General features: G+C 73.1%; 26 protein-coding genes, 1 tRNA gene and 1 riboswitch. Of the genes, 9 read left to right on the forward strand and 18 right to left on the reverse strand.

Annotated features, from left to right (window positions below):
- The first annotated feature begins 65 nt into the window (after nucleotides 1-65).
- Nucleotides 66-1,181, forward strand: coding sequence for a mannonate dehydratase (locus tag N0B34_RS00275; RefSeq protein WP_263729163.1), 1,116 nt, complete (start codon nucleotides 66-68; stop codon nucleotides 1,179-1,181).
- 39 nt (nucleotides 1,182-1,220) lie between these two features.
- Here N0B34_RS00275 and N0B34_RS00280 read toward each other — a convergent pair whose 3' ends face one another.
- Complete coding sequence (locus N0B34_RS00280) at nucleotides 1,221-1,640, reverse strand: hypothetical protein (protein WP_263729164.1); 420 nt, start codon at nucleotides 1,638-1,640, stop codon at nucleotides 1,221-1,223.
- Nucleotides 1,613-2,536 (reverse strand): helix-turn-helix transcriptional regulator, encoded by a 924-nt coding sequence (locus tag N0B34_RS00285; protein ID WP_263729165.1) that lies wholly within the window; start codon nucleotides 2,534-2,536, stop codon nucleotides 1,613-1,615. The genes N0B34_RS00280 and N0B34_RS00285 overlap by 28 nt, the downstream gene beginning before the upstream one ends.
- Nucleotides 2,537-2,637: 101 nt before the next feature.
- Between N0B34_RS00285 and N0B34_RS00290 the strand changes: the two genes are divergently transcribed.
- The gene (locus N0B34_RS00290) at nucleotides 2,638-4,041 is read left to right on the forward strand and encodes an MFS transporter (RefSeq protein ID WP_263729166.1); all 1,404 of its coding nucleotides are present in this window, start codon (nucleotides 2,638-2,640) and stop codon (nucleotides 4,039-4,041) included.
- A gap of 74 nt (nucleotides 4,042-4,115) precedes the next feature.
- Here the strand turns inward: N0B34_RS00290 and N0B34_RS00295 are convergent, their stop codons facing one another.
- The 5 genes from N0B34_RS00295 to N0B34_RS00320 form a co-directional block, all read right to left on the reverse strand.
- Nucleotides 4,116-4,472: a hypothetical protein gene (locus N0B34_RS00295; protein ID WP_263729168.1), complete on the reverse strand. Its 357-nt coding sequence runs from the start codon at nucleotides 4,470-4,472 to the stop codon at nucleotides 4,116-4,118.
- Entirely contained in the window at nucleotides 4,469-6,109 is a 1,641-nt protein-coding gene (locus N0B34_RS00300; protein WP_263729169.1) for a glycosyltransferase family 2 protein, read from the reverse strand. The genes N0B34_RS00295 and N0B34_RS00300 overlap by 4 nt, the downstream gene beginning before the upstream one ends.
- A gap of 340 nt (nucleotides 6,110-6,449) precedes the next feature.
- Nucleotides 6,450-6,830, reverse strand: a complete 381-nt coding sequence (locus N0B34_RS00310; protein ID WP_263729170.1) for a VOC family protein — start codon at nucleotides 6,828-6,830, stop codon at nucleotides 6,450-6,452.
- A gap of 67 nt (nucleotides 6,831-6,897) precedes the next feature.
- Nucleotides 6,898-7,335 carry a VOC family protein gene (locus N0B34_RS00315; protein ID WP_263729172.1) on the reverse strand — a complete coding sequence of 146 codons (438 nt, stop codon included), beginning with the start codon at nucleotides 7,333-7,335 and terminating at the stop codon, nucleotides 6,898-6,900.
- 73 nt (nucleotides 7,336-7,408) lie between these two features.
- On the reverse strand, nucleotides 7,409-7,879 hold the full coding sequence (locus N0B34_RS00320; RefSeq protein ID WP_263729173.1) for an SRPBCC family protein: 471 nt from the start codon (nucleotides 7,877-7,879) through the stop codon (nucleotides 7,409-7,411).
- Nucleotides 7,880-7,930: 51 nt separating this feature from the next.
- Here N0B34_RS00320 and N0B34_RS00325 point away from each other — a divergent pair, with 51 nt between their 5' ends.
- Nucleotides 7,931-8,704, forward strand: coding sequence for a metalloregulator ArsR/SmtB family transcription factor (locus N0B34_RS00325; RefSeq protein WP_263729175.1), 774 nt, complete (start codon nucleotides 7,931-7,933; stop codon nucleotides 8,702-8,704).
- Between the two features lie 74 nt (nucleotides 8,705-8,778).
- A complete protein-coding gene (locus N0B34_RS00330) occupies nucleotides 8,779-9,600 on the forward strand; it encodes an HAD family hydrolase (RefSeq protein WP_263729177.1) in 822 nt (273 codons plus the stop codon).
- Between the two features lie 24 nt (nucleotides 9,601-9,624).
- Here the strand turns inward: N0B34_RS00330 and ptsP are convergent, their stop codons facing one another.
- Both ptsP and N0B34_RS00340 read right to left on the reverse strand, forming a co-directional pair.
- Nucleotides 9,625-11,301, reverse strand: a complete 1,677-nt coding sequence (gene ptsP / locus N0B34_RS00335; protein WP_263729178.1) for a phosphoenolpyruvate--protein phosphotransferase — start codon at nucleotides 11,299-11,301, stop codon at nucleotides 9,625-9,627.
- A gap of 1 nt (nucleotide 11,302) precedes the next feature.
- Entirely contained in the window at nucleotides 11,303-11,575 is a 273-nt protein-coding gene (locus N0B34_RS00340) for an HPr family phosphocarrier protein (protein ID WP_263729181.1), read from the reverse strand.
- 402 nt (nucleotides 11,576-11,977) lie between these two features.
- Between N0B34_RS00340 and N0B34_RS00345 the strand changes: the two genes are divergently transcribed.
- The 4 genes from N0B34_RS00345 (at nucleotide 11,978) to N0B34_RS00360 (ending at nucleotide 16,722) form a co-directional block, all read left to right on the forward strand.
- A complete protein-coding gene (locus tag N0B34_RS00345) occupies nucleotides 11,978-13,849 on the forward strand; it encodes a beta-glucoside-specific PTS transporter subunit IIABC (protein ID WP_263729182.1) in 1,872 nt (623 codons plus the stop codon).
- Between the two features lie 130 nt (nucleotides 13,850-13,979).
- Nucleotides 13,980-15,425 (forward strand): glycoside hydrolase family 1 protein, encoded by a 1,446-nt coding sequence (locus tag N0B34_RS00350; protein WP_263729184.1) that lies wholly within the window; start codon nucleotides 13,980-13,982, stop codon nucleotides 15,423-15,425.
- Nucleotides 15,426-15,523: 98 nt separating this feature from the next.
- Nucleotides 15,524-16,420 (forward strand): PRD domain-containing protein, encoded by an 897-nt coding sequence (locus N0B34_RS00355; protein ID WP_263729185.1) that lies wholly within the window; start codon nucleotides 15,524-15,526, stop codon nucleotides 16,418-16,420.
- On the forward strand, nucleotides 16,417-16,722 hold the full coding sequence (locus N0B34_RS00360; protein WP_263729186.1) for a PTS transporter subunit EIIB: 306 nt from the start codon (nucleotides 16,417-16,419) through the stop codon (nucleotides 16,720-16,722). Before N0B34_RS00355 ends, N0B34_RS00360 begins: the two co-directional genes overlap by 4 nt.
- A gap of 100 nt (nucleotides 16,723-16,822) precedes the next feature.
- Here the strand turns inward: N0B34_RS00360 and thiC are convergent, their stop codons facing one another.
- The 3 genes from thiC to N0B34_RS00375 form a co-directional block, all read right to left on the reverse strand.
- Entirely contained in the window at nucleotides 16,823-18,574 is a 1,752-nt protein-coding gene (gene thiC, locus N0B34_RS00365) for a phosphomethylpyrimidine synthase ThiC (protein ID WP_318529946.1), read from the reverse strand.
- Nucleotides 18,571-18,683, reverse strand: a riboswitch (TPP riboswitch). (Overlaps the previous gene by 4 nt.)
- A gap of 43 nt (nucleotides 18,684-18,726) precedes the next feature.
- Entirely contained in the window at nucleotides 18,727-19,974 is a 1,248-nt protein-coding gene (locus N0B34_RS00370) for a hypothetical protein (RefSeq protein WP_263729187.1), read from the reverse strand.
- Nucleotides 19,975-20,123: 149 nt separating this feature from the next.
- Nucleotides 20,124-20,993, reverse strand: coding sequence for an alpha/beta fold hydrolase (locus N0B34_RS00375; RefSeq protein WP_263729189.1), 870 nt, complete (start codon nucleotides 20,991-20,993; stop codon nucleotides 20,124-20,126).
- Between the two features lie 60 nt (nucleotides 20,994-21,053).
- Between N0B34_RS00375 and N0B34_RS00380 the strand changes: the two genes are divergently transcribed.
- The gene (locus N0B34_RS00380) at nucleotides 21,054-21,629 is read left to right on the forward strand and encodes a helix-turn-helix domain-containing protein (RefSeq protein WP_263729190.1); all 576 of its coding nucleotides are present in this window, start codon (nucleotides 21,054-21,056) and stop codon (nucleotides 21,627-21,629) included.
- Nucleotides 21,630-21,717: 88 nt separating this feature from the next.
- Here the strand turns inward: N0B34_RS00380 and N0B34_RS00385 are convergent.
- From N0B34_RS00385 to N0B34_RS00410, 6 genes are all read right to left on the reverse strand, one after another.
- Nucleotides 21,718-21,793, reverse strand: a tRNA-Ala gene (locus N0B34_RS00385).
- Nucleotides 21,794-21,862: 69 nt separating this feature from the next.
- Entirely contained in the window at nucleotides 21,863-22,555 is a 693-nt protein-coding gene (locus N0B34_RS00390) for a histidine phosphatase family protein (protein ID WP_263729192.1), read from the reverse strand.
- Nucleotides 22,552-22,983: a ribosome silencing factor gene (gene rsfS / locus N0B34_RS00395; RefSeq protein ID WP_263729194.1), complete on the reverse strand. Its 432-nt coding sequence runs from the start codon at nucleotides 22,981-22,983 to the stop codon at nucleotides 22,552-22,554. Before rsfS ends, N0B34_RS00390 begins: the two co-directional genes overlap by 4 nt.
- Nucleotides 22,984-23,002: 19 nt before the next feature.
- Nucleotides 23,003-23,194, reverse strand: coding sequence for a hypothetical protein (locus N0B34_RS00400; RefSeq protein ID WP_263729195.1), 192 nt, complete (start codon nucleotides 23,192-23,194; stop codon nucleotides 23,003-23,005).
- 1,303 nt (nucleotides 23,195-24,497) lie between these two features.
- Nucleotides 24,498-25,094 carry a nicotinate-nucleotide adenylyltransferase gene (gene nadD / locus N0B34_RS00405; protein WP_263729196.1) on the reverse strand — a complete coding sequence of 199 codons (597 nt, stop codon included), beginning with the start codon at nucleotides 25,092-25,094 and terminating at the stop codon, nucleotides 24,498-24,500.
- A 23-nt stretch (nucleotides 25,095-25,117) separates the two neighbouring features.
- A complete protein-coding gene (locus N0B34_RS00410; protein ID WP_263729197.1) occupies nucleotides 25,118-25,264 on the reverse strand; it encodes a hypothetical protein in 147 nt (48 codons plus the stop codon).
- Nucleotides 25,265-25,284 lie beyond the last annotated feature (20 nt).

Consider the following 25,284-nt stretch of genomic DNA (forward strand, 5'->3'; position numbering starts at 1 on the left):
TGCGTCGGCCGGTCGGCCGACACGCTCGCCGGCACGTCCGGCGACCTACCCGCACAGGAGCGGACATGAAGATGGGTTTCCGCTGGTACGGCGAGGGGAACGACACCGTCTCCCTCGACGACATCCGCCAGATCCCCGGCGTGCAGACCGTCGTCTGGTCGCTGCACCACAAGCAGGCCGGCGAGGTCTGGGAGGAGGCGGAGATCGCGGCGGAGATCGCGACGATCACCCAGCTGACCGACGAGCACCGCGCCCGGGGCGTCACCAAGACGCTCGACGCCGAGGTGGTCGAGTCCGTCAACGTGCACGAGTCGATCAAGCTCGGCACCACCGTCCTGGGCATGAGCCGCGACGAGGCGATCGCGAACTACGTCACCACGATCGAGCGCCTCGGCCGGGCCGGCGTCAAGGTCGTCTGCTACAACTTCATGCCCGTCTTCGACTGGCTGCGCACCGACCTGTTCCACCCGCTGCCGGACGGGTCCACCGCGCTCTTCTACGACCAGAAGGTCGTGGACGGGCTGACCCCGGAGAAGCTGATCGCCGACATGGCCGCCGGCACGGGCGCCCTGACGATGCCCGGCTGGGAGCCCGAGCGCCTCGCGCACTTCGCCGAGCTGAACGAGGCCTACCAGGGCGTGACGCACGGCGACATGTACGCGCACTACAAGTACTTCCTCGACGCGGTGATCCCCACCTGCGAGGAGTACGACGTCAAGCTGGGCGTGCACCCGGACGACCCGGCGTTCGACCTGTTCGGCTGGCCGCGCGTCGTCTCCACCAAGGACGACCTGGCGACGGTGCTGGCTCTGAACGACAGCGTCTACAACGGCCTGACGCTGTGCCTGGGCAGCTTCTCGTCGAACCCCGAGGCCGATGCCGTGGACGCGGTACGCACCTTCATGGACCGCATCCACTTCACGCACGTCCGCAACATCAAGCACCTGCCCGGCGGCAGCTTCACCGAGGTCGGCCACCGCGCCTCCGAGGGTTCCGTCGACACGATCGGGATCATGAAGGCCTACGCCGAGGCGGGCTTCACCGGCTACGTCCGTCCGGACCACGGCCGGCACCTGTGGGACGAGAACACGACGCGGCGACCCCGGCCCGGCTACGGCCTGTACGACCGGGCGCTGGGCACCCAGTACCTGCTCGGGCTGTGGGACGCCTTCCGCTCCTGACCGACGTCGGGCATCCGCGGGCGCCCCGCGTCGCTCGGCTCAGCCGAGATCGGAGAGCCGCTGGTAGCGCACGTACGCCGTCAGCCGGCCGCCGTGCAGCTGGACGCCGGTGCAGACGGTGCGGCGATCGATCCAGCTGCGCGCCGCGCACGTCTCTCGGCTCCCGGCGGCGAGCACGTCGTCCTGCGCGCCCGTCGCGGGTTCCAGCGCAAGCTGCCACCAGCAGCCGCCCGACCCGCACTGGCGCTCCTGACCGACCTCCTCGACGCCGGCCGGCAGCCGTGCCGCGGACACCGGCGGCGTGGCACCCTCGTCGACCTCGAGCCAGAGGACCGGGCCCAGGGCCACCGCCGCCACGACGGCCACGACGGTCGCCGTCCACGCTGCGAGCGTCCGTCCCCGCACCCGACGGTCGCGGCCTGCCGCCCCCATCAGCGCCCAGCCGTCGGCGGTGCCCATGCCGGGTCGCCGTCGAGCGCCGCCGCCAGCTCTGTGGCGGCCCACGAGGCGAGCAGCCGCAGGCCGTCGTCGGACGCCGAGCCCGGCGCGGCGGTGTAGACGTTCAGCTGCAGACCCGGGTCGGCCGGCAGCGTCAGCACCTCGTAGTCCAGGTCGAGGCGGCCGACGACCGGGTGGTGGAACACCTTGCTGCCCGACCGGTTGTGCCGCACGTCGTGCGAGGCCCACAGGCGCCGGAAGTCGTCGCTGCGGGTGGACAGCTCCCCGACCAGGTCGGTCAGCCGCCGGTCGTAGGGGTTGCGGCCGGCCTCGGCGCGCAGACTGGCGACGGCGTCGTGCGCCAGCTGCTCGAGCCTGTCCCCGGAGAACGCCGCGGCCGCAGCCGGGTCGAGGAACTGGAAGCGCGCGACGTTCACCGGGTGTCCCGGGTCGTGGGTCGGCGAGTCGTAGAGCGGCGCGTACAGCGCGCGGCCGAGCAGGTTGGCGCCCAGCACGTCGAGCACGCCGTTGCGGACGAACGCCGGTGAGTCGATCACCTCGAGGATCCGTGCCACCTCGGGCCGCACGGCGGGCGGCGGGGTCCGGCGGGCCCGGGAGCGAGCGACGCCGGAGGCGTTGGCCGCCCGCGCCAGGTCGAGCAGGTGGCCGCGCTCGGCCTCGTCGAGCTGCAGGGCGTCCGCGAGGGACTCCAGCACCTCGTCCGAGACGCCGGCCAGGTTCCCGCGGTCCATCCGGGTGTAGTAGTCGATGCTCACGCCCGCGAGCATCGCGACCTCCTCCCGCCGCAGCCCCGGCACGCGTCGGGTGCGCCCGTACGCGGGGAGGTTCGCCTGCTGCGGCGAGATCCGGGCCCGGCGGCTCCTGAGGAACTCACGCGTCTCGGCTCTCAGGTCCATGGGCCGACGGTACGGTCCGCCCGCACCCGCTGGGAGGTACGGGCGTTACCCGGAACGTCCCGCCCTCCCCCGCGGTGCGGGTCCGTCGTTGCCTTGGCGGCATGACGACGACGCAGAACCAGGTCACCTCGACGCCCGGCCGCGCACCCCGGGCGGCCGACGCCCCACCGCACCCCCGCGCCGTGCTCGGGATCATCCTCGTGGGCTACTTCATGGTGGTGCTCGACAACTCGATCGTGATCACCGGCCTGCCGCACATCGGTGCGGAGCTCGCGATGAGCCGTACGTCACTGGCCTGGGTGGTGAACGCGTACCTGCTGGCCTTCGGCGGGCTGCTGCTGCTCGGCGCGAGGACCGGCGACGTCCTGGGCCGCCGCCGCACGTTCGTCGTCGGCCTGGTGCTGTTCACGCTCGCCTCCGCCGCGGTGGGGCTCGCCCCGACGGGCGCCCTGCTGGTCGGCGCCCGCGCCGCCCAGGGGCTGGGGTCCGCCGTCCTCGCCCCCTCGACGCTCGCGCTGCTCACGGCCTCCTTCCCCGACGGGCCGCAGCGGACCAGGGCCACGACGGCGTACGGCGCGGTGGCGGGCATCGGCGCGAGCGTCGGCCTCGTCGCGGGCGGGCTGCTGGCCGACCTGGTCACGTGGCGGGCCGGCTTCCTCATCAACGTGCCGATCGGGATCGCGATGCTCGCCGCCGGCCTGCGCGTACTGCCCGAGACGCCCCGCTCGCGCGGGCGGCTGGACCTGCCCGGGGCTGCGCTCGCGACGGCCGGACCCGCAGCGCTCGTGTACGCACTGGTGCGCGTCGGGCAGCGCGGCTGGACCGACCCCGGGGTGCTCGTCGCCATGCTGGCGGGCGTGCTCCTCGTCGCCGGGCTGGTGCTCGTCGAGCGGTCGGCCGCCCAGCCCGTGCTGGTGCTCGGGCTCTTCCGCGACCGCGAGCGCGTCGGCGCCTACACCGCTCGCGCCCTGTTCATGGGCGCGATGATGGGCTTCTTCGTGTTCACCAGCCAGTTCATGCAGGCGCGGTGGGGCTGGTCGGCGCTCGCCGCGGGGCTCGGCTTCTTCCCCATGACCACCGTGAACTTCGCCGTCGCGGTCTCCGTCACCCGGCTGCAGCGTCGGGTGCCCGCCGGTGTGCTCCTGGTCACCGGGCTGGCGCTGGCGGCCGTCGGCACCGCGGCTCTCGGCCTGGTCGGTCCGAGCAGCGCCTACCTGCCGGGCGTCGCCCTGCCCATGGTGCTGGTCGGTGCCGGCCAGGGGCTGGCCTTCGGACCCCTCACGGCGTCCGGCATCGCTCGCGTCGACCCGACGCAGGCCGGGGCCGCCTCCGGCGTGGTGAACTCGGTGCACCAGCTCGGTGGTGCACTGGGCATGAGCCTCGTCCTGGCCGTCTCGGGCTCCTACGCCGCGTCGATGCGCGACGGCGCCGTCCTGATCGCCCTGGCGGTGCTGACCGCCGCGGCGCTCGTCGTGCCGGCTGCGGCCAGGCGGCGCACGGCGTGAGGGGACGACGCGGGACGACGCGGGACGACGACGGTGCGGCAGGCCAGATGCCGCTCGCGGGTGCGGTGGACCGACTACCGGTCGGAGGTCCGCGGCCGGGCAGGCTGGGCCGCGCCTGGCACCGCTGGGGGCAGGCCGGCGTAGATGCTCCGGTCCTCGGCGCGCCGGTCGCGGCCGCGGGGCCGGGCTCCCGCCCTGCGCGTCGGAGACGCCGTCCGCGGCGGCTCGGGCGCGGCGGCTCGGTCGCGCAGCCGCGACCACCACCCGCGCACCGCGTGCCCCCTCGGCACCAGCTTCAGCACCGCCAACGTCGCGTACATCAGCGTGTTGAGGGCGACGAACGTCGCCAGGATCTCGAAGCCGGGGCTGTGCAGCAGGCGCTCCGGCAGCAGCACGCCCGCGTGCACCGTCCACACCAGCGCGGCGCTCACCGCGCCACCGCCGTGGCGACGTCGGTCGGCGAGACCTCCGTCGCGGGCGCCGGGGCGGCGTGCACCACGTGGTTCCACCCGGCGCGCCTGCCCAGCAGGATGTCGACCACGCCGCGCACGTACACCACGTCGAGGAAGGCGGCGAACACCAGCTCGGGCAGCAGCAGGGCCGCGAGCGCACGCGCCCGCCATCCCCCGGCCCACACCGTCACCACCCGCTCCACGGCGAACAGCGCACCCATGCCCATCCAGAACGGGAACCACACCCACCGGTCGACGGACAGCACCGTCAGCGCGGTGAGCAGCGCGTACGCGCCCAGCGCCATCACCCCGTACCCGATGCCGAGCTGCTGCGACCAGTACCGCAGCGTGGTGGGGGTCAACCCGTAGGCCGCGAGGTTCTCCAGCGCGCCGCGCTGCCACCTCAGCCGCTGCCGCCACAGCGCCCGCCACGTCGGCATCACCTCGGTGACCACCGTGCAGGCGGCGGGCGAGATCATCAGAGCGCCGAGCGACTTCAGCGCGATGGTCAGCTCGTTGTCCTCGGTCAGCGCCGCGGTGTCGTACACGTCGCCGTGCGTGCCCGGCAGCGACGTGCCGCGCTGCTCGGCGACGGTCCGCAGGGCAGCCGGCCGGAACATGGACGCCGTCCCGGTCAGCACGAAGACGCGCCCGCGGCGCCGCCCGATGTCCCGGCTGTACCGGCTGTACTCGTTGCGCTGGAACTGGCCCAGCACGCCGGCACCTTCCTCGCCGTAGAACAGCCCACCGACCGCCATCAGGGCACGGTCCGAGGTGAAGCGGGCGACCGCCGCCTCGAGGAATCCCTGGTCGAGCCGCGTGTCCGCGTCGACGACCATCACCACGTCGTTGTCGCCCTGACCCGGCAGCAGCCCGCGCAGCACCTGGTTGAGCGCACCCGCCTTCTTCTGCGTGTTCCCGACGGTCTCGACCACCTCCACGCCCGCGCGACGGGCGACGTCGACGGTCGCATCGGTGCAGTTGTCGGCGATCACCACGATCCGCTCGGGCGGATGCGGCTGGTCCACCAGTGAGGCGAGGGTCTGCGGCAGCGACGCCTCTTCGTCGTGCGCCGGGATGAGCACGGTGACGGTCACGGGCCCGGCGAACACGCCTGCGGTCCGGGCCATCACCGGCTTCGGGGCGAGCGGGTGTCCCAGGCCGTCGGCGGAGCGACGCGCTCGGTTGGCGATGCGCAGCTCGACGACCGCGACGCCCAGGGCCAGCAGCACGGCGAGCGCCACGGCCGCGAGCGCCACCGGCACGGACGGCGCCTCGGTCGCGTAGAGCACCCGCCACAGGCCGAGCAGGTGACCCTCCATGGGCGCCATCTGCACCGGGTTGCCGATCGCGCTCGCCGTGAGCAGGAGCAGCGTGCCGGCGATCGCGGCCAGCCCGAAGACCGTCAGCCCGGCCATCCGCGCGAACGCCCCGGTGCTCGCCGGCCCACCGGCTCGCGCGGCGTCCGCCCGCTCGACGTCCTGCTGCGGACGCGGGGCCGGGACGACGGCGTCCGGCGGTTCGGTCGGTGACGTCTGCCCGCGCCGGGCCAGCACCGCCCGTCCGCGCGAGACGACGTCCCGCGGGACACCTGCTCCGGGCGCTGGCCGCTCCACGGCTTCCCCCCGTCCGGGGGCCGACGCGCGCAGACCCCTCGAACGAACCCATCGGCGGCCGTTCGCGCAGTTCAAGGAGTTCTGGACAAGTGACCAGGAATCGCCTCGCCGAGTGGTCGCGCGACCGCCGCGGCGTCAGCGGCGCAGCGCCAGGCGGATCCCCACGGCATGGGCGTGCTCGAGGTGCAGCCGCCCCAGCTCGGGTCGGCGCGATGCGGAGAACCGCGGCTCGATGCCGGTCAGGCTCAGGGCCCACGCGCTCCTCGCGCAGCAGGCACTCGGTCTCGTCGCCCCGCCGTGCCGAGAAGGAGCGGGCACAACGGCCGGGGAATCGGCCCCGCTACTCCCAGCTGCGAGCGTGAGAGGCGAAGAACCCTGGCTCGGTGTGGACGGGGACGACACAGAGCAGGTGCCCGCCGGGAGCCCGCAGTGTTCTGCACTCGAGCCATTGCCCCACCTGGACCGCTCCGAGGGCGACCAAGCGCGCGGTCTCAGCCTCGACGTCGTCGGTCTCGATATCGAGGTGGAATCGGGGCGCATCGTCGACTGCCTGGACGACGGTCGCCAGCCCCGGGATCGCATCATCCAACCGCGTGAACTGCGGCTCTGCGGGGATGGGGCGAACGGACGCACCTAGCGCCGCGGACCAGAAGGCTGTGGCGTCAGCAGCCTGCTGTTCCGGTGTGTCGAAGAGGAGCGCGAAGACACGGCTGCGATGCATGGCGTGACACTAGGTGATCCGAGACCTCCGGGCGCGACCTCGGGCGCTGACACCACGGGGTCCCGCCCTAGACGCCGATCAGCCTCTGGGCCAGCATCACCAGGATGCTGCTGGGGCCGCGCAGGTAGGTGAGCTTGTAGACGTCCCCGTACGTGGCGATGCCCCGCAGCGGGTGGTACCCGAGCGTCGCCGCGACGGCGACCGCCCGCTCGAGGTCGTCCACCGAGAACGCGACGCGGTGCATCCCGATCTCGTTGGGCAGGGTCGGCTCGGTCTCGATCGCGTCCGGGTGGAGGTACTCGAACAGCTCGAGACAGCCGTTGCCGTCGGGCGTCTGGAGCACGGCGATCTTGACGTGGTTCCCGTCGAGGCCGACCGCGGTGTCGGCCCATTCCCCGCTGACGGTGTCCCGGCCCACGACGCTCAGGCCGAGCGCCGTGAAGAAGGTGACGGCCTCGTCGAGGTCGCGCACCGCGATGCCGACGTTCTCGAACCTGACGGTCATGAGCACCCGCTCCTCTGCATCGTGCGGCCGCCGCGCGCGACCTCTCGGTCCTGATGCCGGACGCCGGCAAGCATCACGCTCCGCGGACGACCCCGTCCAGGTTGGCCAGCTCGTTGGCGCGACCCTCGAGGAGGCGCAGGGTCCAGACCTCGTCGTGCAGCTCCTCGACCGTCATCACCACGTGGGTACCGTCGTCGGTCGGCGTGAGCACGACCTCGGTGCCGAACTCGTACGGGTCGTGGCCGGGCACGAAGTCGACCAGGGACTGGTACGCCAGGCGCCTCGGCTCCTCCACGCCGGTGAACCACTTGCGGGACACGGTCGCCAGCGGCATGCCGGCGGCCTGCATGAAGGCGACGGCCTCGGGTGCGGTGGCGGTCATCGTGTAGACGAGCTCGCCACCCTCCCTCAGGTCGAGGACGCCGACGGCCGTGGTGAACCCGTCGGGTGCCCACCAGCGGGCGATGCCGCTCGGCGTTGTCCACAAGGTCCAGATGGTCGCGGGGTCGGTCGGGTAGCTGTGCTCGAGTCGATGTGTCGTCATGACGGCCAACGTATTCTTGTTCGAGAATATGAGTCAAGGCAGACTAGGGCCGTGGACGTGACCGTGCTCGTGGCGCTCGCCGAGCCGAACCGGCTGCGCATCGTCGAGCTGCTGCGCCGCCGGCCCCACACGGTCGGCGAGATCGCCGCCGCTCTTGCGCTGCGTCAGCCGCAGGTGACCAAGCACCTGCAGACCCTCGAACGCGCGGACGTGGTCCAGGTGCACCGGCTCGGCCGGCGCAAGGTCTGCGCGCTGGACCGGTCCACCCTCGCCGACGTGGCCCGCTGGGCCGACGAGCTCGCCGTCCCCGGTCCGGACGACGCCGCACTCGCCCGCTACGGCGCTGCGATCGCCGCGGCCGCAGCGCCGGCGCCCGTCACGGTCCGGCGCACGGTTCCCACCGACCCGGCCACCGTCTGGCGCGCCTTCACCGACCCCGCGCTCGCCACCCGGTGGTGGCACCCGCGGCACTTCACCGTCGCACGGTTCCGCCTCGAGACCCGCCCAGGCGGGGCCGTCGAGCTGGTGCTCCAGGAAGGTGACGGCGCCCTGCACCGGGCCACCGGTCAGGTCGTGACCGCGGACGAGCCACGGCGGCTCGGCTTCACGCTCGACCCGATCGGTCCGGACGACGAGCCCCTGTTCGTCGCGCGGCACGACGTCCGCCTGTCCGTGGTCCCCGGCGGCACCGACGTGCAGCTCACCGTCACCCCGGAGGACGTGCGCGCCGGCGCCGAGGCGGCGATCGGTGGCCTCGGCGTCGGCTGGGAACAGCTGCTCGACAACCTCGTCACCCTGGCGCGGCACGACGAAACCCTTCCTTGACCCGCAGCGGCGCGGCCGAGAAGCGGACCGTGCCCTCGGTACGGTGAGGTCATGACGACGACCCTCAGCTCCCGATGAGGCGGGCCGTCTTCCTCGACATCGACGGCACGTACGCGCACCACGGGGTGGTGCCGCCCGCGCACGAGGCGGCCGTCCGCGCCGTCCGCGCCGCGGGACACCTCGTGGTGCTCTGCACCGGCAGACCCAAGGCGATGGTGCCCCCGGCCATCGCGGCGGCGGGGTTCGACGGGCTCGTCGGCGGGGCCGGCGCCTATGTCGAGATCGACGGCCGCGTCCTCGCGGACGTCCGCTTCCCGGTGGACCTCGCGGCGCGCGCGGTCGAGGTCCTCGATGCGCACGGAGCGGCCTACATCCTCGAAGGGCCGGAAGCGCTCTTCGCACCGCCCGGGACCGATGCGCGCCTCGCGCGGCTCTTCGAGGCCCGGGTGCCCGGCATGGCGCGCGCGGGCGCCGGCGGCGGCGACATCCTCGCGCGCCTGCAGATGCCGGGCGACCTGCGCGGCGCGTCGTTCGGCAAGGTGACGTGCTTCGACGGCGGCCTGCCGATCGACGCCCTCGCCGCCGAGATCGGCCCGGAGGTCACGGCCCTGCCGAGCTCGATCGTCGAGCTCGGCGAGGCCGCGGGCGAGGTGTTCCTCGTCGGGATGGACAAGACCGTGGGCCTGCGGATCGCGGCGGAGGCGCTGGGCGTCGCGCTCGCGGACGTCGTCGCGGTGGGCGACGGCCTCAACGACCTCGAGATGCTCGAGGTCGCCGGCACGGGCGTCGCGATCGAGGGCGCCGACCCACGGCTGCTCGCCGTCGCGGACCGCACCGCCGCGGGACCGCAGCACGAGGGGCTGGTCCCGCTCTTCGCGGAGCTCGGCCTGCTCTGACGCCGGCCACGAGGTCCGCCCTCCTCAGAGCGCGAGCGCCTCGCGGACCTCGGGCGCGACGAGCGCGAGGGCAGCGGCGCGCGCCTCCGGGGCGGTCCGGGCCGCGCGGGCAGCGGCGGCGATGGCGCGGCACGCCTCGAGCGAGTGCGAGCGCAGCGAGTACCGCACGCCGGCCAGCGCCGCGGGGGCCATGGAGAGCGAGGTGATGCCCATGCCCGCGAGCGCCAGCGCCATGACCGGGTCGGCGGCGGACTCGCCGCAGACCCCGACAGGCTTGCCCGCCGCCAGGCCCGCCGCCGCCGTTCCGGCGACGAGGTCGAGGACCGCGGGCTGCCAGATGTCGAGCAGGTCGGCGAGCTCGCCCCGCAGCCGGTCGGCGGCCATCGTGTACTGCGCGAGGTCGTTGGTGCCGATCGAGACGAAGTCGACGTGGGCGAGGACGTCGGCGGCCCGCAGCGCCACCGCGGGGATCTCGACCATGACCCCGACCGTGCCGATGCCCGCGGCGCGAGCGGATGCCGCGAACTCCGCGGCCTCCTCGACGGTCGCGACCATCGGCGCCATCACCCACGGGCGCCCGCCGGTCTGCTCCGCCGCCGCGGCGATCGCGGCGAGCTGGGTGTGCAGCAGCTCGGGCGCGGTGCGGACCAGGCGGTACGCCCGGATGCCCAGCGCCGGGTTCTCCTCGTCGAGCTGGTTCACGAACGCCAGCGGCTTGTCGGCACCCGCGTCGAGCGTGCGGAACACGATCTTCCGCTCCCCCAGGGCGCTGAGCGCGTGGGCGTACGTGGTGGTCTGGTCCTCGAGCGCGGGAGCGGTCTGCGCGCCGAGGAACAGGACCTCGGTGCGGAACAGCCCGACGCCCTGCACCGCGACGTCCTCGAGCCGGGCCGCGTCCTGCGCCGTGCCGATGTTCGCGAGCAGCTGGACGGGGTGGCCGTCGGCCGTGGCTCCGTCGCCGGTGTCGGCCGCGAGCGCAGCCAGCGCGGCGCGGCGGGTCTGGGCGGCCGCGACGACGGCCTCGTCGGGGTCGACGGTCACGGTCCCACGAGCGGCGTCGACGGCCACGACGTCGCCGTCCTCCAGGCCGGCGGCATCCGTCGCGCGCACGACGCAGGGCAGCCCGAGCTGGCCGGCGATGATCGCGGTGTGCGAGGTGCGTCCGCCGCGCTCGATGACGATGCCCAGCACCTTGTCCAGGTCCAGGACCGCGGTGTCCGCCGGGGAGAGGTCCTCCGCGACCACGACGGACGGGCGCCCCAGCGCCGGCACGCCCGGCTCCGGCAGGCCCAGCAGGCGTGCCACCACCCGGTCACGGACCGATGCGAGGTCCGTGGCTCGCTCGGCCATGTAGCCGCCCGCGGCCGTGAACAGGTCGATGAACTGCCCCGCGACCTCCCCCACGGCCCGCGCGGGCACCGCACCGGCCCGGACCTTCGCCGTCGCCGCACCGACGAGAGACGGGTCCGCCGCCATCAACGCGGTCGCCGACAGCACCTCGTGCAACGTCCCCGTCGCGGCGTCCGCGCGCGCGTGGAGCGTCGCGGCGACCGCCGCGAAGGCTGCCGACAGCTCCACCGCCGCGGCCTCGGGATCCGCCGGCACCGGCAGGTCCGCAGGCACCACCGGGACGGGATACGCACGAGCCACCGGACCCACCACGGCGCCCCGACCCACCCCCACACCGGTGAGGACTCGCACGTCAGGCCTCCGCGTCGAGGTCGCGCTCGAGCATGGCCGCGAGCGCGTCGAGCGCGGCGCCGGCGGTCTCGTCGTCGGACGAGATCAGCACCTCCTGGCCCTGCCCGACCCCGAGCGCCATCACCATGAGGATGCTCGAGGCGTCGACCTCCCGGCCGCCCACCGTCGCGATCCGCACGGGGTGACCGCACTGCGCGGCGGCCTGGGTGAACATGGCGGCGGGCCGGGCGTGCAGGCCCGACGCCGATCCGATGGTGACAGTCCGCTGCAGCATCGTCGCTCTCTCTCCGTCGTCGGACCCGGACGCGGGTCACCAACAAGAAAGGCCTGGAGGCGTGCACCACGAGGTGCTCCTCCAGGCCTTGCCCGACCGAGGTCGGTCACAATCCGGGCGTCACCATACCGGCGCTGCGAGCCGCACCGTCAAGTCCCCTCGCCGCCGGACCGGGCCGGTCAGCTCAGGGGCCCGTCCATCGCCAGGTCTTTACAACGCTCGGAGCCAGGCCCTAGCATCCGTCGCGGACACCCCGACCGGTGTCCCCGAAGTCTGGGATTGTTACTGCACGGCAGGCAAAACCCGGGACGGACCACGCGCGAGCGTCGGCCACGTCTCGGGTTTTTTTGTTGCCAGAAGGCATGCCCCAACGGCGGACCTGACAGGATTCGAGGAGGAATCGTGGCAACAGCGAGCAAGCACCAGGTGCTCGCCGACGACGTCCTGCGGGGCGTCGGCGGTCCGGACAACGTGGCCAGCGTGACCCACTGCGCGACCCGCCTGCGCTTCACGCTCAAGGACCGCAGCAAGGCGGACAAGGCCGCCGTCGAGGGCACCCGCGGCGTCATCACCGTCGTGGAGTCCGGCGGTCAGTTCCAGGTGGTCATCGGCAACACCGTGAACAGCGTGTACGAGGCGCTGACCTCCGCCCACGAGCTCAGGAGCGAGGGCGTCGTCCAGGGTGGTCTCTTCGCCAAGGCGATCGACCTCATCACCAGCATCTTCACGCCCGTCCTGTGGACGCTCGCGGGCACGGGCCTGCTCAAGGCCTTCCTCGCCGTGTGGCTCAAGCTCGACGCGACCGCGCCCACGAAGCCGACGTACGCCATCCTCTTCGCGGCCGGTGACGCGCTGTTCCAGTTCCTGCCCATGCTGCTCGCGGTGACCGCCGCGAAGAAGTTCAAGGCGAACGTCTACACCTCTCTCGCGATCGCCGGCGCGCTCATCTACTCGGCGACCGTCGCGGTCATCCCCGGCGCCGCCGGCGCCTCGGTCACCCTCAAGGCGTTCGCCGACGGCGGCGGCCACCTCACCTTCCTCGGCATCCCCGTGGTGATGGTGAGCTACCTCTCGGCGGTCATCCCGGCGATCATCGCGGTCTACGCGCAGTCCAAGCTCGAGCACCTGCTCACCAGGGTCCTGCCCGAGGCGGTGCGCAACTTCATCACCCCGCTCGTCGTCGTCGCGGTCATCGTCCCGCTGACCTTCCTGCTCATCGGCCCCGCCTCCGACTGGGCCGGCAAGGGTCTGTCGCACGGCGTGACGTGGCTCTGGAACCTCAGCCCGATCGTCGGCGGTGCGCTCATGGGCGGGTTCTGGCAGGTGTTCGTCATCTTCGGCGTGCACTGGGGCTTCATCCCGATCCTGGTCCAGGACCTGTCCACGCACGGGTACTCGCTGATCACGGGCCCGTTGTTCGCCGCGGTCCTCGCCCAGGGGGCCGCCGCGGCGGCCGTGTTCTTCAAGACGCGCAACAAGGAGCTCAAGCAGGTGGCCGGCCCGGCTGCGATCTCCGGCATCCTCGCCGGCATCACCGAGCCCGCGATCTACGGCGTCACGCTGCGCCTGAAGAAGCCGTTCGTCTACGGCGTCATCGGCGGCGCCGTCGGCGGTGCGATCGCCGCGGCGGGCGGCTCGGCCGCTCAGGGCTTCGTCGTCCCCGGCCTGATCACCATCACGTCGGCGGTCAGCATCGGCAACTTCACGCTCCAGCTCATCGGCACGGGCTCGGCGATGGTGATCGCGTTCGTCCTCACGACGGTCCTCGGCTTCAAGGACCTTCCGGCGAAGGGTGAGCAGGCCGCCTCGGGTGCGGTGGAGTCCGAGGCACTGACCCTCGCCGCCCCGGCGATCGGCCAGGCCGTCCCGCTCTCGGCCGTGCCGGACAAGGCGTTCTCGTCCGGCGCGATCGGTCAGGGCATCGCCGTGGTCCCCGCCGTCGGCGAGGCCTACGCGCCCATCGCGGGTGAGCTCCTCACGGTCATGCCGCACGCGTTCGGCATCCGCGCCGACAACGGCCTCGAGGTGCTCGTGCACGTGGGAGTCGACACCGTGGCGCTGAAGGGCCAGCACTTCTCGGCCAAGGTGGTCCAGGGCCAGCGCGTCGCCGCGGGCGACCTGCTCACCACGTTCGACCTGGCCGCGATCGAGGCCGCTGGCTACAACCCCGTCACGGTGATGATCGTCACCAACCCGGGCGCCTACTCGGCCGTCGTGCCCGTCGCCGCGGGCGAGGTCGCCAAGGGCGAGGTCGCACTCGACCTCGTCGGCTGACGCGAGGGCGGGGCTGGCCGCAGCGCCGCCGGCCCCGCCCTCCTCCCGCGGACCGTCGCCGCCCTCGCGCCGCCCGCCCGACCACCTCGCGCACGCCTCCCACCAGCACAGATCCGAACGGAGCCTCCGCATGTCCACCGAGACCGCCGTCGCGCCCGCCGCGACCCCGCGTCCCCGCTTCCCCGAGTCCTTCCTGTGGGGCGGCGCGACCGCGGCCAACCAGGTCGAGGGCGCGTACGACGTCGACGGCAAGGGCCTGTCGATCCAGGACGTCATGCCGCGCGGCATCTTCGCCGCCCCCACGGACGGCCCGACGCCGGACAACCTCAAGCTCGAGGCCATCGACTTCTACCACCGGTACGCGCAGGACATCGCGCTCTTCGCGGAGATGGGCTTCTCGGTCTTCCGCTTCTCGATCGCCTGGTCGCGCATCTTCCCGAACGGCGACGAGGAGGAGCCCAACGAGGCCGGCCTCGCTTTCTACGACCGCGTCCTCGACGAGCTCGAGAGGTACGGCATCACGCCGCTGGTGACGATCTCCCACTACGAGACCCCGCTGCACCTCGCCCGCGCGTACGACGGCTGGGTCTCGCGCGAGCTGATCGGCTTCTACGAGCGGTACGTGCGGGTGCTCTTCGCGCGCTACGGCCATCGGGTCAAGCACTGGCTGACCTTCAACGAGATCAACTCGGTGCTGCACGTCCCGCTGATGTCGGGCGGCATCATGACGCCGCGCGAGGAGCTCTCGCCGACCGCGCTCTACCAGGCCGCGCACCACGAGCTCGTCGCGAGCGCGCTCGCCACGAAGATCGCGCACGAGACCGGGCTGGGCCTCCAGGTGGGCTGCATGGTCATCGCCATGCCGATCTACCCGCTGACGCCCGACCCGGCGGACGTCCTGGCCGTCATGCACGCCGACCACGCGAACCTCATGTTCTCCGACGTGCACACGCGCGGCGTCTACCCGGGCTACGCGCTGCGGCACTTCCGGGAGCACGGGATCGAGCTGGACATCACCGACGAGGACCGCGAGCTGCTGCGGCACACCGTCGACTTCGTCTCCTTCAGCTACTACATGTCGCAGTGCGAGTCGGCGGACCCCGCCGCCGCTCCGGGGCCGGGGAACCTCATCGGTGGCACGACCAACCCCCACCTGCCCGCCTCCGAGTGGGGCTGGCAGATCGACCCGGTGGGTCTGCGGATCGTCCTCAACCAGTTCTGGGACCGCTGGGGCAAGCCGCTCTTCATCGTCGAGAACGGGTTGGGCGCCAAGGACGAGCTGGTCGAGGTGGACGGCGTCCCGACGGTCGTCGACGACTACCGGATCGCCTACCTCAACGACCACCTCGTCCAGGTGGCCGAGGCGATCCAGGACGGCGTTCAGGTGCTCGGCTACACCACGTGGGGACCGATCGACCTGGTCAGCGCCTCGACCGCGCAGCTGTCCAAGCGCTACGGGTTCATCTACGTCGACCGCCACGACGACGGCTCCGGCACGCTCACGCGGTACCGCAAGAAGTCCTTCGGCTGGTACGCCGACGTCATCGCGACGCGCGGCGCCTCGCTGCGAGGATGAGCACAGCACTTCTGGAGGTCGCGCCCGCGGAGCACGCGGGGGTAGGACGAGGCGTGTCCGGGGCAGCGCCGCACTCTCAGCGTGGAGAGGAGGGTCACGTGCAGGTCGTCAAGGTCTTCAACAACAACGTCGTGCTCGGCGTCGACGACCACGGCGTCGAGGTCGTCCTGCTCGGCCGGGGCCTCGGGTTCCAGGCGTTCCCGGGCAGCGGGGTGGACGCCGCACGCGTCGAGCGGCGGTTCGTGCCGTCCGGGTCGGCCTCGGCGGAACGGATCGCGTCGCTGGTCGGCGAGATCCCGCTGCCGGACCTCGAGCTCACCGAACGTGTGGTGGCCCTCGCGCGCAGTCGGCTGCGCGGCGACCTGGCCGACCACGTGCTGCTGCCGCTGGCCGACCACCTCAGCTTCGCGCTGCGGCGCGCAGCCGAGGGTGCCGCCGAGATCGACTACCCGCTGCGCTGGGAGGTGCAGCACCTCTACCCCGACGAGGTCGCCGTCGCGCGCGAGGCGCTCGACCTGGTCGCCGCCGAATGCGGCGTCCGGCTCCCGGCGGTCGAGGCGGTGCCGCTCGCGCTGCACCTGGTCAACGCCCAGTTCGGAGGGGTCGGCGACCTCGACGCGACGGTGCAGATGACGCAGGTCCTGCGTGAGGTCCTGGCGATCATCGGCGAGGAGTACGACGTCCAGATCGACGAGAACTCGGTCGACGTGGCGCGCTTCGTCACGCACCTGCGCTACCTCTTCCTGCGCGAGCGCACCGGCGCAAAGCTGCGCCAGACGCCCGCCGAGCTGCACGCCGCGCTGCGCAGCTCACGGCCGCGGGAGTACACGTCGGCGGGGCGGATCGGCGAGCTTCTCGCCGCGCGCTTCGGCTGGGAGGTCTCGACCGACGAGATCCTCTACCTCGCCCTGCACGTCAGCCGGCTCGCAGACGGCGACGGCGTCGCAGCGACAGGGGCGGCCGGGGCCGACCCGCGCGAAGGGGCCGCGACGTGACCGAGGTGGACGCCGCACGCGTGGCCGACGCGCTGCTCGCTGCGGTTGGTGGCGTGGGGAACATCGCGCTGCTCACGCGCTGCTGGGCCCGGCTGCGGTTCGAGCTGGTGAACCCCGACGCCGTCGACCGCGACGCCGTCTCGGCCGTTCCGGAGGTCGTGCTCGGCGTGCACCAGCACGGGCAGTTCCAGGTGGTGCTGCGCGCCGGGCTGCTCGAGACGTTCGCAGCCCTCGAGAACCTGCTGCTCCAGCCGCGTCCGGCCCAGGACCGGCGCGACGAGGACGCCCCGTACGAGCGGTAGCCGGAGAAGGCCCCGATGCAGATCGACCGGGGAGGCCCTGGCCGGTGACGTCCCGGCGCGGCAGGTCCCTCCCCGGTCGCCCGGCGCAGCTGGGGCACGCTCAGCGTCGGGGCACGACCGTGGGTTCCGGCAGGTAGACGCCACCGCCCGCCGCACGGAACTCCTCGGCCTTGGCCGCCAAGCCGGCCGCGACGACGTGCGCCTGCCCCGCCGCGTCGCCGAACTCGTCGCGGATGTCCTGCGAGATGCGCATCGAGCAGAACTTCGGCCCGCACATCGAGCAGAAGTGTGCCGTCTTGGCCGGCTCGGCCGGCAGCGTCTCGTCGTGGAACGCCTCGGCGGTGGCGGGGTCGAGGGACAGCGCGAACTGGTCGCGCCAGCGGAACTCGAAACGCGCTCTGGAGAGCGCGTCGTCACGGTCGCGCGCGCCGGGGTGCCCCTTCGCGACGTCCGCCGCGTGCGCGGCGATCTTGTAGGTGATCACGCCCGTCTTCACGTCGTCACGGTCGGGCAGCCCCAGGTGCTCCTTGGGGGTCACGTAGCAGAGCATCGCCGTCCCGTAGCGAGCGATCTCCGTGGCCCCGATCGCCGAGGTGATGTGGTCGTAGCCCGGTGCGACGTCGGTGACCAGCGGCCCCAGCGTGTAGAACGGTGCGCCACCGCACAGCTCCTGCTGCCGTTCGACGTTCTCGCGCACCAGGTGGAATGGCACGTGGCCGGGGCCCTCCACCATCACCTGGACGTCGTGCTGCCACGCGCGCCGGGTCAGCTCCGCGAGCGTGTCGAGCTCGGCGAACTGCGCGGCGTCGTTCGCGTCCGCCAGCGACCCAGGGCGTAGCCCGTCACCGAGGGAGAACGCCACGTCGTAGCGCGCGAAGATCTCGCACAGCTCGTCGAAGTGCTCGTACAGGAAGTTCTCGCGGTGGTGCGCCAGGCACCAGCCGGCCATGATCGAACCTCCGCGGGACACGATGCCCGTCACGCGGCCGGCGGTGAGCGGCACGTAGCGCAGCAGCACCCCGGCGTGGATGGTCATGTAGTCGGCACCCTGCTCGCACTGCTCCACGACGGTGTCGCGGAACACCTCCCAGGTCAGCGCCTGGTGGTCGCCGCCGACCTTCTCCAGCGCCTGGTAGAGCGGGACCGTGCCGATCGGCACCGGGGCGTTGCGCAGGATCCACTCCCGTGTGGTGTGGATGTCGTCCCCCGTGGACAGGTCCATCACCGTGTCGGCGCCCCAGCGGGTCGCCCACGTCAGCTTGTCGACCTCCTCGTCCACCGACGAGGTGACGACCGAGTTGCCGATGTTCGCGTTGATCTTCACCAGGAACGCCCGACCGATCACCATCGGCTCCGACTCCGGATGGTTCACGTTCGCCGGGATGATCGCGCGGCCCGCCGCCACCTCGGTCCGCACGAGCTCGACGTCGACCCCCTCGCGCAGCGCGACGTACCGCATCTCGGGGGTGACCTCCCCGCGACGGGCGTAGTGCATCTGCGTCACGGTCCGCCCCGGCCTGGCCCGCAACGGCGCCCGACGCGCGCCGGTCCACTCCCGGCTGGCACGGCCCCGCCGCAGCGCGGACCGTCCGTCGTCGGCGAGGTCCCGCTCGCGACCCTCGTACGGCTCGACGTCGTCGCGCTCGGCGATCCAGGCGGCCCGCAGCGCGGGCAGACCCACCACCGGGTCGGCGCCCGGACCGGCCGTGCGGTACACGCGTACCGCTGCGTTCGCCGTGCCGTCCGGGGACGGGTCCAGGGCGATGCTGGTGACCGGCACACGGATGCCGTGCTCCTGGTCGACCAGGTGGTCCAGCGTGTGCGTGGGGTAGTTCTGCGCAGGGGTCGGCACCACGAGCTCCTTCTTCCTCCGCCGGCATGACCCGGTCAGGTTCGAACGGTGCTCGGGCGGCCTCAGCCCGAATCTCAGTCCCGTGCCCGGGACACCCGCGAGGTCGGCGTCACCCTACCTGGAGCCCGTGCCGGTCGCCGTCCCTGCACCGGTCAGCTCGCCGCGGCCTTCGCCGGGTCGAGCTGAGCCTGCAGACCGTTGAGGTCGTCGACGAGGCCCTGGATCCGGACGCGCTCCTTGGCCGCTGCCGCTTCAGCGGCCGCGGTCGCGGTCGCCCGCTGGGACAGGGCGGCGTGGTCGCGCGCCAGCAGGGCTGCAGCGGCGGACAAGGTCTGCGCGGCCGGCGCCATCGGCAGCTTCGTGCCGTCCCACCACGTCCACGACAGCTGGAGCCCGTTGCGGGTCGTGGCGGGCATCGCGGCGACCTCGGCCACCTTCGCGTCGTACGCCCGTTGGTAGAAGGCGACCGACGCGGTGTCCGCCGCCTGCTGCGCGCGGTCCTGCGCGTTCTTCGTCTCACTGGCCGACAGTGCCGTCGACGCCTGCTGGATGGTGGCGTTCATGCCGTCGAGCAGCGCCGTGTCGGCGGTGTTCACGGCCACGAGCGCGGCCCGGTCCGCGATGAACCGGGCGTAGACGGCCTCCAGCACAGGGTCGACGCCGCTGCCAGGCGCGACGAGGGTGCCGACGTAGGCGAACATCTCCGTCGGACGGTTCTGCGGGTGCGAGCCCACGGAGCCGGCCAGTTCCTTCTGCAAGGTGCTGGCCGCCGGGAACGGCGCCACGGCCGCCTCGAGAAGAGGCACCAGCCGGTCCCGCTCCCCCACCGAGAGCGTCTCCCACGCCGCGTGCAACGTCTCGTGGGCAACGGTCTGCACAGCGAACCCGCGCAGCCGCGGGTCGGCGGGCTCGTAGACGACGATCTTGTTGAGACCGATCAGGTAGCAGCCGACCGCCCCGTCCGCGTGGACCGCCATCGTGGGGGCATCCGCGCACTGGCCCGCAAAGCCCTTGGCGTCCAGCACGCGCGGAGCTGTGGCGTAGAAGATCGCACGGCCCTGGGACGACAGGTGCGCCGCGTCAGCCAGCTGCACCGCGGTCGCCGAAGGCGCGGGAATCCCACCGACCGCTCCGGGACGTGAGGCGGCGGACGTCAGCACTGCCGCCACGTGGTCGCCCGTCGCCAGCCACCAGCCGCCGCCCACGACGGCGAGGAGCACGAGTGCTGCGACGGCTGCCCGGAACCCACGGCGACCGGGCCGGCGGGACGGCTCCACGGGGAACGGTTCGGCCGTCCGCCACCCGGTGGGCTGCGTCGCGTTCCCTGCTGCCTCGTCGATCACCCACTGCGGGATGCGACCGCTGGGCGAGCGGGGCAAGTCGTCCGGGATCGGCGCCACATCGTCACCATCGGCTCGTGACGACCCGCCGTTGAGGCCGCCGGCGTGGCCGCACCCGATCGAGCGTGCCGACGCGGGTGCACGTCAGCGAGACGATGTGCCGGGCGTCAGTCCTCGGTCGGCGGCTGTGGACGGCCTCGGCTCCTCGGTCACTCCACCCCGTGCGGACCGACGCCCGCGAGGAGCTCCCGGACGGACCCCGCGACGACCTCCGGCCGCTCGGCCTGCACGAGGTGGGCCGAGTCCACCGCCTCGAACCGCCCGTTGGCCAGGCCCTGCGCGTACCGCCGGTCGTGGTCCTGGGCGGACGCGACGAACGCGATCTCGTACGCCTTCTGCCGCACAGGGCGAGTGGCCGCGAGCACGATCACCGGACACGCCGGCGGCGCCGGCGGCCGTCCACGGAAGTCGCGGATCCCGTCGGCCACCGCCCTCAGCTCCTTGCGCGTCTGCGCCGTCCCGGCCGGGGTGAAGTCCTCGTCGAGGATCGCCTGGCAGGTCTCGGGCGAGTAGCCGGTGCGCAGGTTGCCGAGGAACAGTCCACGCAGCGGCCGGACGTAGGTCAGAACCTGCATCACGGCCATCATGCGGTCGGCCTCCGCCACTCTCGCGTCCCAGTCGTCGTACACCGGTGAGGTCTCGGGTGTGGGATCGACCAGGAGCAGGGCGCGCAGCCGCGGGCCGAGGCGCTCGGCCGCCCGGCGCGCGACGAGGCCTCCCATGCTGTGCGCGACGAGCACGAAGGGACGGGGGACGACCGCCTCGGTCATGGCAACGAGGTCGTCCGCCATCTCCTCGATGCTCAACCTCCCGGCGACCGGTTCGGTTCGTGGGCGCCCCGCTCGGTCGTAGGTGACCAGGTGAGCCGTGTCCGTGAGGAAGGGCAGGACGGGATCCCAGGAGGTCCGGCCGGCGCCCGCTCCGGACTCGAAGACCACCCAGTCGTCACCCTCCCCCGACTCCTCGACGTACACGCTGCGGCCGTTCACCGCCACCCGCCGGCCTGGGACGTCGCGCACAGCCGCCTCCCCGATTAGTTTCATGTTCGATACCGGTCGCAACTATGACACCATTGGGCGGTGAACGCCACGGAGGTCCTGCTGCATCCTGTGCGGCTCCGGATCGTCGCTGCCCTGTCGGGCGCGTCGGAGCTGACCACCAAGCAGCTGTGCGAGCGCATCAGCGACGTCTCGCGCGTCACCGTGTACCGGCAGCTCGCGCTGCTGCTGGAGACCGGCTACATCGAGGTGGCCGGCGAGGACCGGGTCCGGGGCGCAGTCGAACGCCGGTACCGACTGCTCCCGGAGCGTCCGCGCATCGGCGCCGACCTCGCAGCGGAGATGACGATCGAGGACCACCGGCGCGGGTTCGCCGCCGCGATGGCCGTCCTGATCGCCGAGTTCAACGCCTACCTGGACCGCGGGGACGCCGATCCCGTCGCCGACCAGGTCGGCTACCGCCAGGCGGTGCTCTGGCTCAGGCCCACCGAGCTCGCCGAGCTGCTGCGCCAGATGGTCGACGTGCTGCGTGGCTCGATGGACAACGAGCCCACGTCCGACCGACGGCCCTACGTGCTCAGCCCGGTCCTGTTCCCCCACGATCCGCCCACGCCGCCGCGTCCTCGAAACGACGCGACGGCACGGGGCGCGCACTGACCGACCACCGACAACCCGAGCCCTGCGGCCGCCGAGAAGCAAGAAGGCCGCCTCTCCATCCGGAGAAACGGCCTCTGACCTGCGGTGATGGTGGAGCTGAGGGGACTCGAACCCCTGACCCCCTGCATGCCATGCAGGTGCGCTACCAGCTGCGCCACAGCCCCTCGGCCCGCAACCGCGAGCCGCGCCCCGGAGGGCGCCTGGAGAGTCTAGGACGATCCCCCGCCGGAACGCTAATCCGGGTTCCGGGTCTGCGACTCGGCTTCGGCGGGCGCGTCGGGGCCCGCGTCCCAGTCCCGGGAGGCGTCCGTCGGTCCGAGGTTGAAGCCGTGCAGCCGCCAGTCCGGTGCCACCGGCCCGTGCGAGGGGCTGAGGTCGGCCCAGTGCGCGTTCTGCAGACCGATCACCCCGCGCCACGCCGGGACCTGCCCCAGCAGCTCGCCGACTGCGAGGGCGATGGCCGCCCCGTGCGACACCAGCACGAGGGTGTCCGCCGGTCCGAGCGCCGCCGCATGGGCACGGATCGCGGCGCCGAGGCGTGCCGCGACGTCGGCCCGCGACTCGGCACCGACCCCGGCCGGGTCACCACCGGCACGCCAGACGGCGAACTCGTCCGGCCAGCGGTCGTCGATCTGCTCGCCGGTCAGCCCCTCCCACTCCCCGAAGCTGCGCTCGCGCACCTGCGGGTCCACCGTGAGCGGCAGGCCGGTACCGCGCGCCAGGTACTCGGCCGTGGCCCGCGCCCGCGACAGGTCCGAGGACACGATCGCCGTCGGCTCGTACCGGGCGAGGATCGTCGCGGCGGCGGTGCGAGCCTGCCAGCGGCCGACGTCGTCGAGCGGGACGTCGATCTGACCCTGCAGCCGTCCGCTCGCGTTCGCCGCCGTGCGGCCGTGCCGCCACAGGAGCACGCGTCCGGCGGTCACTCCCCGAGGTCCTCGTGCTCCTGGCCTTCGTTCGACGGACCCGCGTGCTCCTGCTGCTCGACGCCCCGCGAGTCAGCCGGCAGCTCGATCACCGGGCAGTCCTTCCACAGCCGCTCGAGGGCGTAGTACACGCGGTCCTCGGCGTGCTGGACGTGCACGACGACGTCGCCGAAGTCGATCAGCACCCACCGGCCCTGACCCTTGCCCTCTCGCCGCAGCGGCTTGGCGCCGAGCTTGAACAGGGCCTCCTCGACGGCGTCGACGATCGCGCCGACCTGCCGCTCGTTGGTGCCGGAGGCGATGAGGAACACGTCGGTGAGCACCAGCTGGGCGCTCACGTCCAGGGCGATGATCTCCTGCGCCTTGCGGTCGGCGGCGGCGTGCGCAGCGGCGTAGGTCAGCTGCAGGGCACGGTCGGATGCGGGCACGGGGCTCCTCGGTGGCGCGTCAGAGCGCGGTGGTGGGGTCTGCGACGGCGGTGGCCAGCACAGAGACGACAGAGTGCGACGAGGGTCCCTCGGCGCCGGACGACCCGGACGGGCGCCCGTGGTTCCACAGTGCGACGACGAGGAAGCCGAGCACGAACGCCACGATGACCAGGACGATCAGGTGCAGCCACGTGTAGGGGTGGCGGCGCACGACCGGCTCGTCGTCCTCGTCGTCCAGGTCCGCGCGTGGAGCCGTCCGCGGCGACGGGAAGGGTGCGCCAGAGACCGCGGGCGACGCCGCGACCGGACCGGCCGACCGGGCTGCCGGGGTCGGGCTCGGGGCGGGAGCCGCACCGGGCTCCGCGACGGCCCAGGAGCCGCGACGCGGCTCCGCCGGAGGCGTGGGGACCGCCTGCGCAGGCGCAGGCGCCTGGATGGTCGGTGCGGCCTCCGCACGAGCCGGTGTCCAGGCCGCCGAACGCTGGCCGGCGACCTGCTCCGGCGCCGCCGTGGCCGAGCCGTAGGACGGCCACGCCTGGCTGGTGCCCTGCGGGGCGTCCGCCGGCCGTCCCGGTGCAGCCGTACGGCCCTCGGGCGCCCACGCCGGTGCGCTCTGCGCCCGTGGTCCGCGTGCAGCGGCGTCAGCGGCTGCGCCCGGGGCCCACGTCGGCGCGCCGCCGCGACCGGGCTGGAACCCGTCGCTCGACCTGCCCTGGGGCGTGCTGCCGTTCGACGGCGCGAAGGCGGCGCGGGAGGTGGGCGCCGGCGGAGCAGGGGCCTCGCGCGGCACCGGGTTGCGGGCCGGCGGCGCCGCCGACGGACCTCGGGACGGATCGGCCGACGACGGGGAGCTCGTCGCCGGTGCCCAGCCGGTCGCCGCAGCGGGGCGTCCGGCGAGGCCGGGCGTCGGCGCGGCACCCGCCGCGGGCGCCCCACCCTGCGGGGCACCGGCCGACGCACCCGACGGTGCGATCGACGAGCGGGGGCCCGCCGTGGGGTCGAGCGTGTCGCGTGTCGCGCGCCGAGAGCGGTAGGCCGCGTCGGAGATGACCGGCGGACGAACGCCGCCCTGCGTCGGGCCGGCGGGCGGCGCGACGGACCCCTGCGCGGGTACGGGCGGCGGCACCCGGCCAGGTGTCGCGGTGCTCCGGGGCGTCGGGCCCAACGTCGAACGTCCGGGGACGGCATCCGGGGCCGAGGGCGCGGGCCGCGAGCCTGACGTCGGACCCGACGTCGGCCGTGGCGCCGCCCACACGGGCGTCCCCCCGGAGGCCGGCTGACCGGACGTCGGCTGCTCGCGCAGCGCACGGCGGGACGCCGTCGGAGGCCGCGCATCCGTCCGAGCAGGCTGCTCCGTCCCGGACGGTGCTTGCGGACGGGTCCGCTCCGACCAGGACGATGGCGACGGCGCCCACTGGGGCGCACGTGCGGCGCCCGTGGCGGTCTCCTCCGCGGGGACGGCGGCCTCGGCGGCCGCACGCTCCCTCTCGCGGCGCCGCCGGCGCTCTCCGGGTTCACTCATCAGGACCTCGATACAACCTGTGCTTGCCGATGTACTGGACCACGCCGTCCGGCACGAGGTACCAGACCGGCATGCCGGTCCGCGCCCGTGCCCGGATGTCCGACGAGGAGATGGCCAGCGCAGGGATCTCGAGCACGCTGACGCGATCCCCCGGCAGCCCGTCCACCGACAGCGTGTGCCCCGGCCTGGTGACCGCGACGAAGTGCGCCATGGTGAACAGCTCGTCGGCATCCTTCCACGTGAGGATCTGCGCGACGGCGTCCGCTCCCGTGATGAAGTACAGATCGGCACCCGGACGCTGAGACTTCAGGTCCCGCAGCGTGTCGACCGTGTACGTGAGGCCGGGCCGGTCGACGTCCACCCGGCTCACCCAGAACCGCGGGTTCGAGGCTGTCGCGATCACGGTCATCAGGTAGCGGTGCTCCGCCTCGGACACCGGCTGGTTCTGCTTGAACGACGGCTTGCCGGTGGGGACGAAGATCACCTCGTCCAGGTCGAACCGCGCGGCCGCCTCGCTCGCCGCCACCAGGTGACCGTGGTGCACGGGGTCGAACGTCCCGCCCATGACGCCAACGCGTGGTCGAGACATGGGCGGCGCGACGACGCCGGAGGTCAGTGCTTCGAGCCCGCGTGACGGAACGCGGACGTGATCAGCAGCAGGGCGACGAGCCCCACGAACGCGCCGATGCCGAACACGGGTGCGGGGAACGGCAACGTGGCGCCTGCGGCCTCCTGGGCGGCGATCAGCGCAGCCTGCACGGGAACCTCCAGCGGTCGGG

Source organism: Cellulomonas sp. SG140 (genome assembly GCF_025770785.1).
Classification (GTDB): Bacteria; Actinomycetota; Actinomycetes; order Actinomycetales; family Cellulomonadaceae; genus Cellulomonas.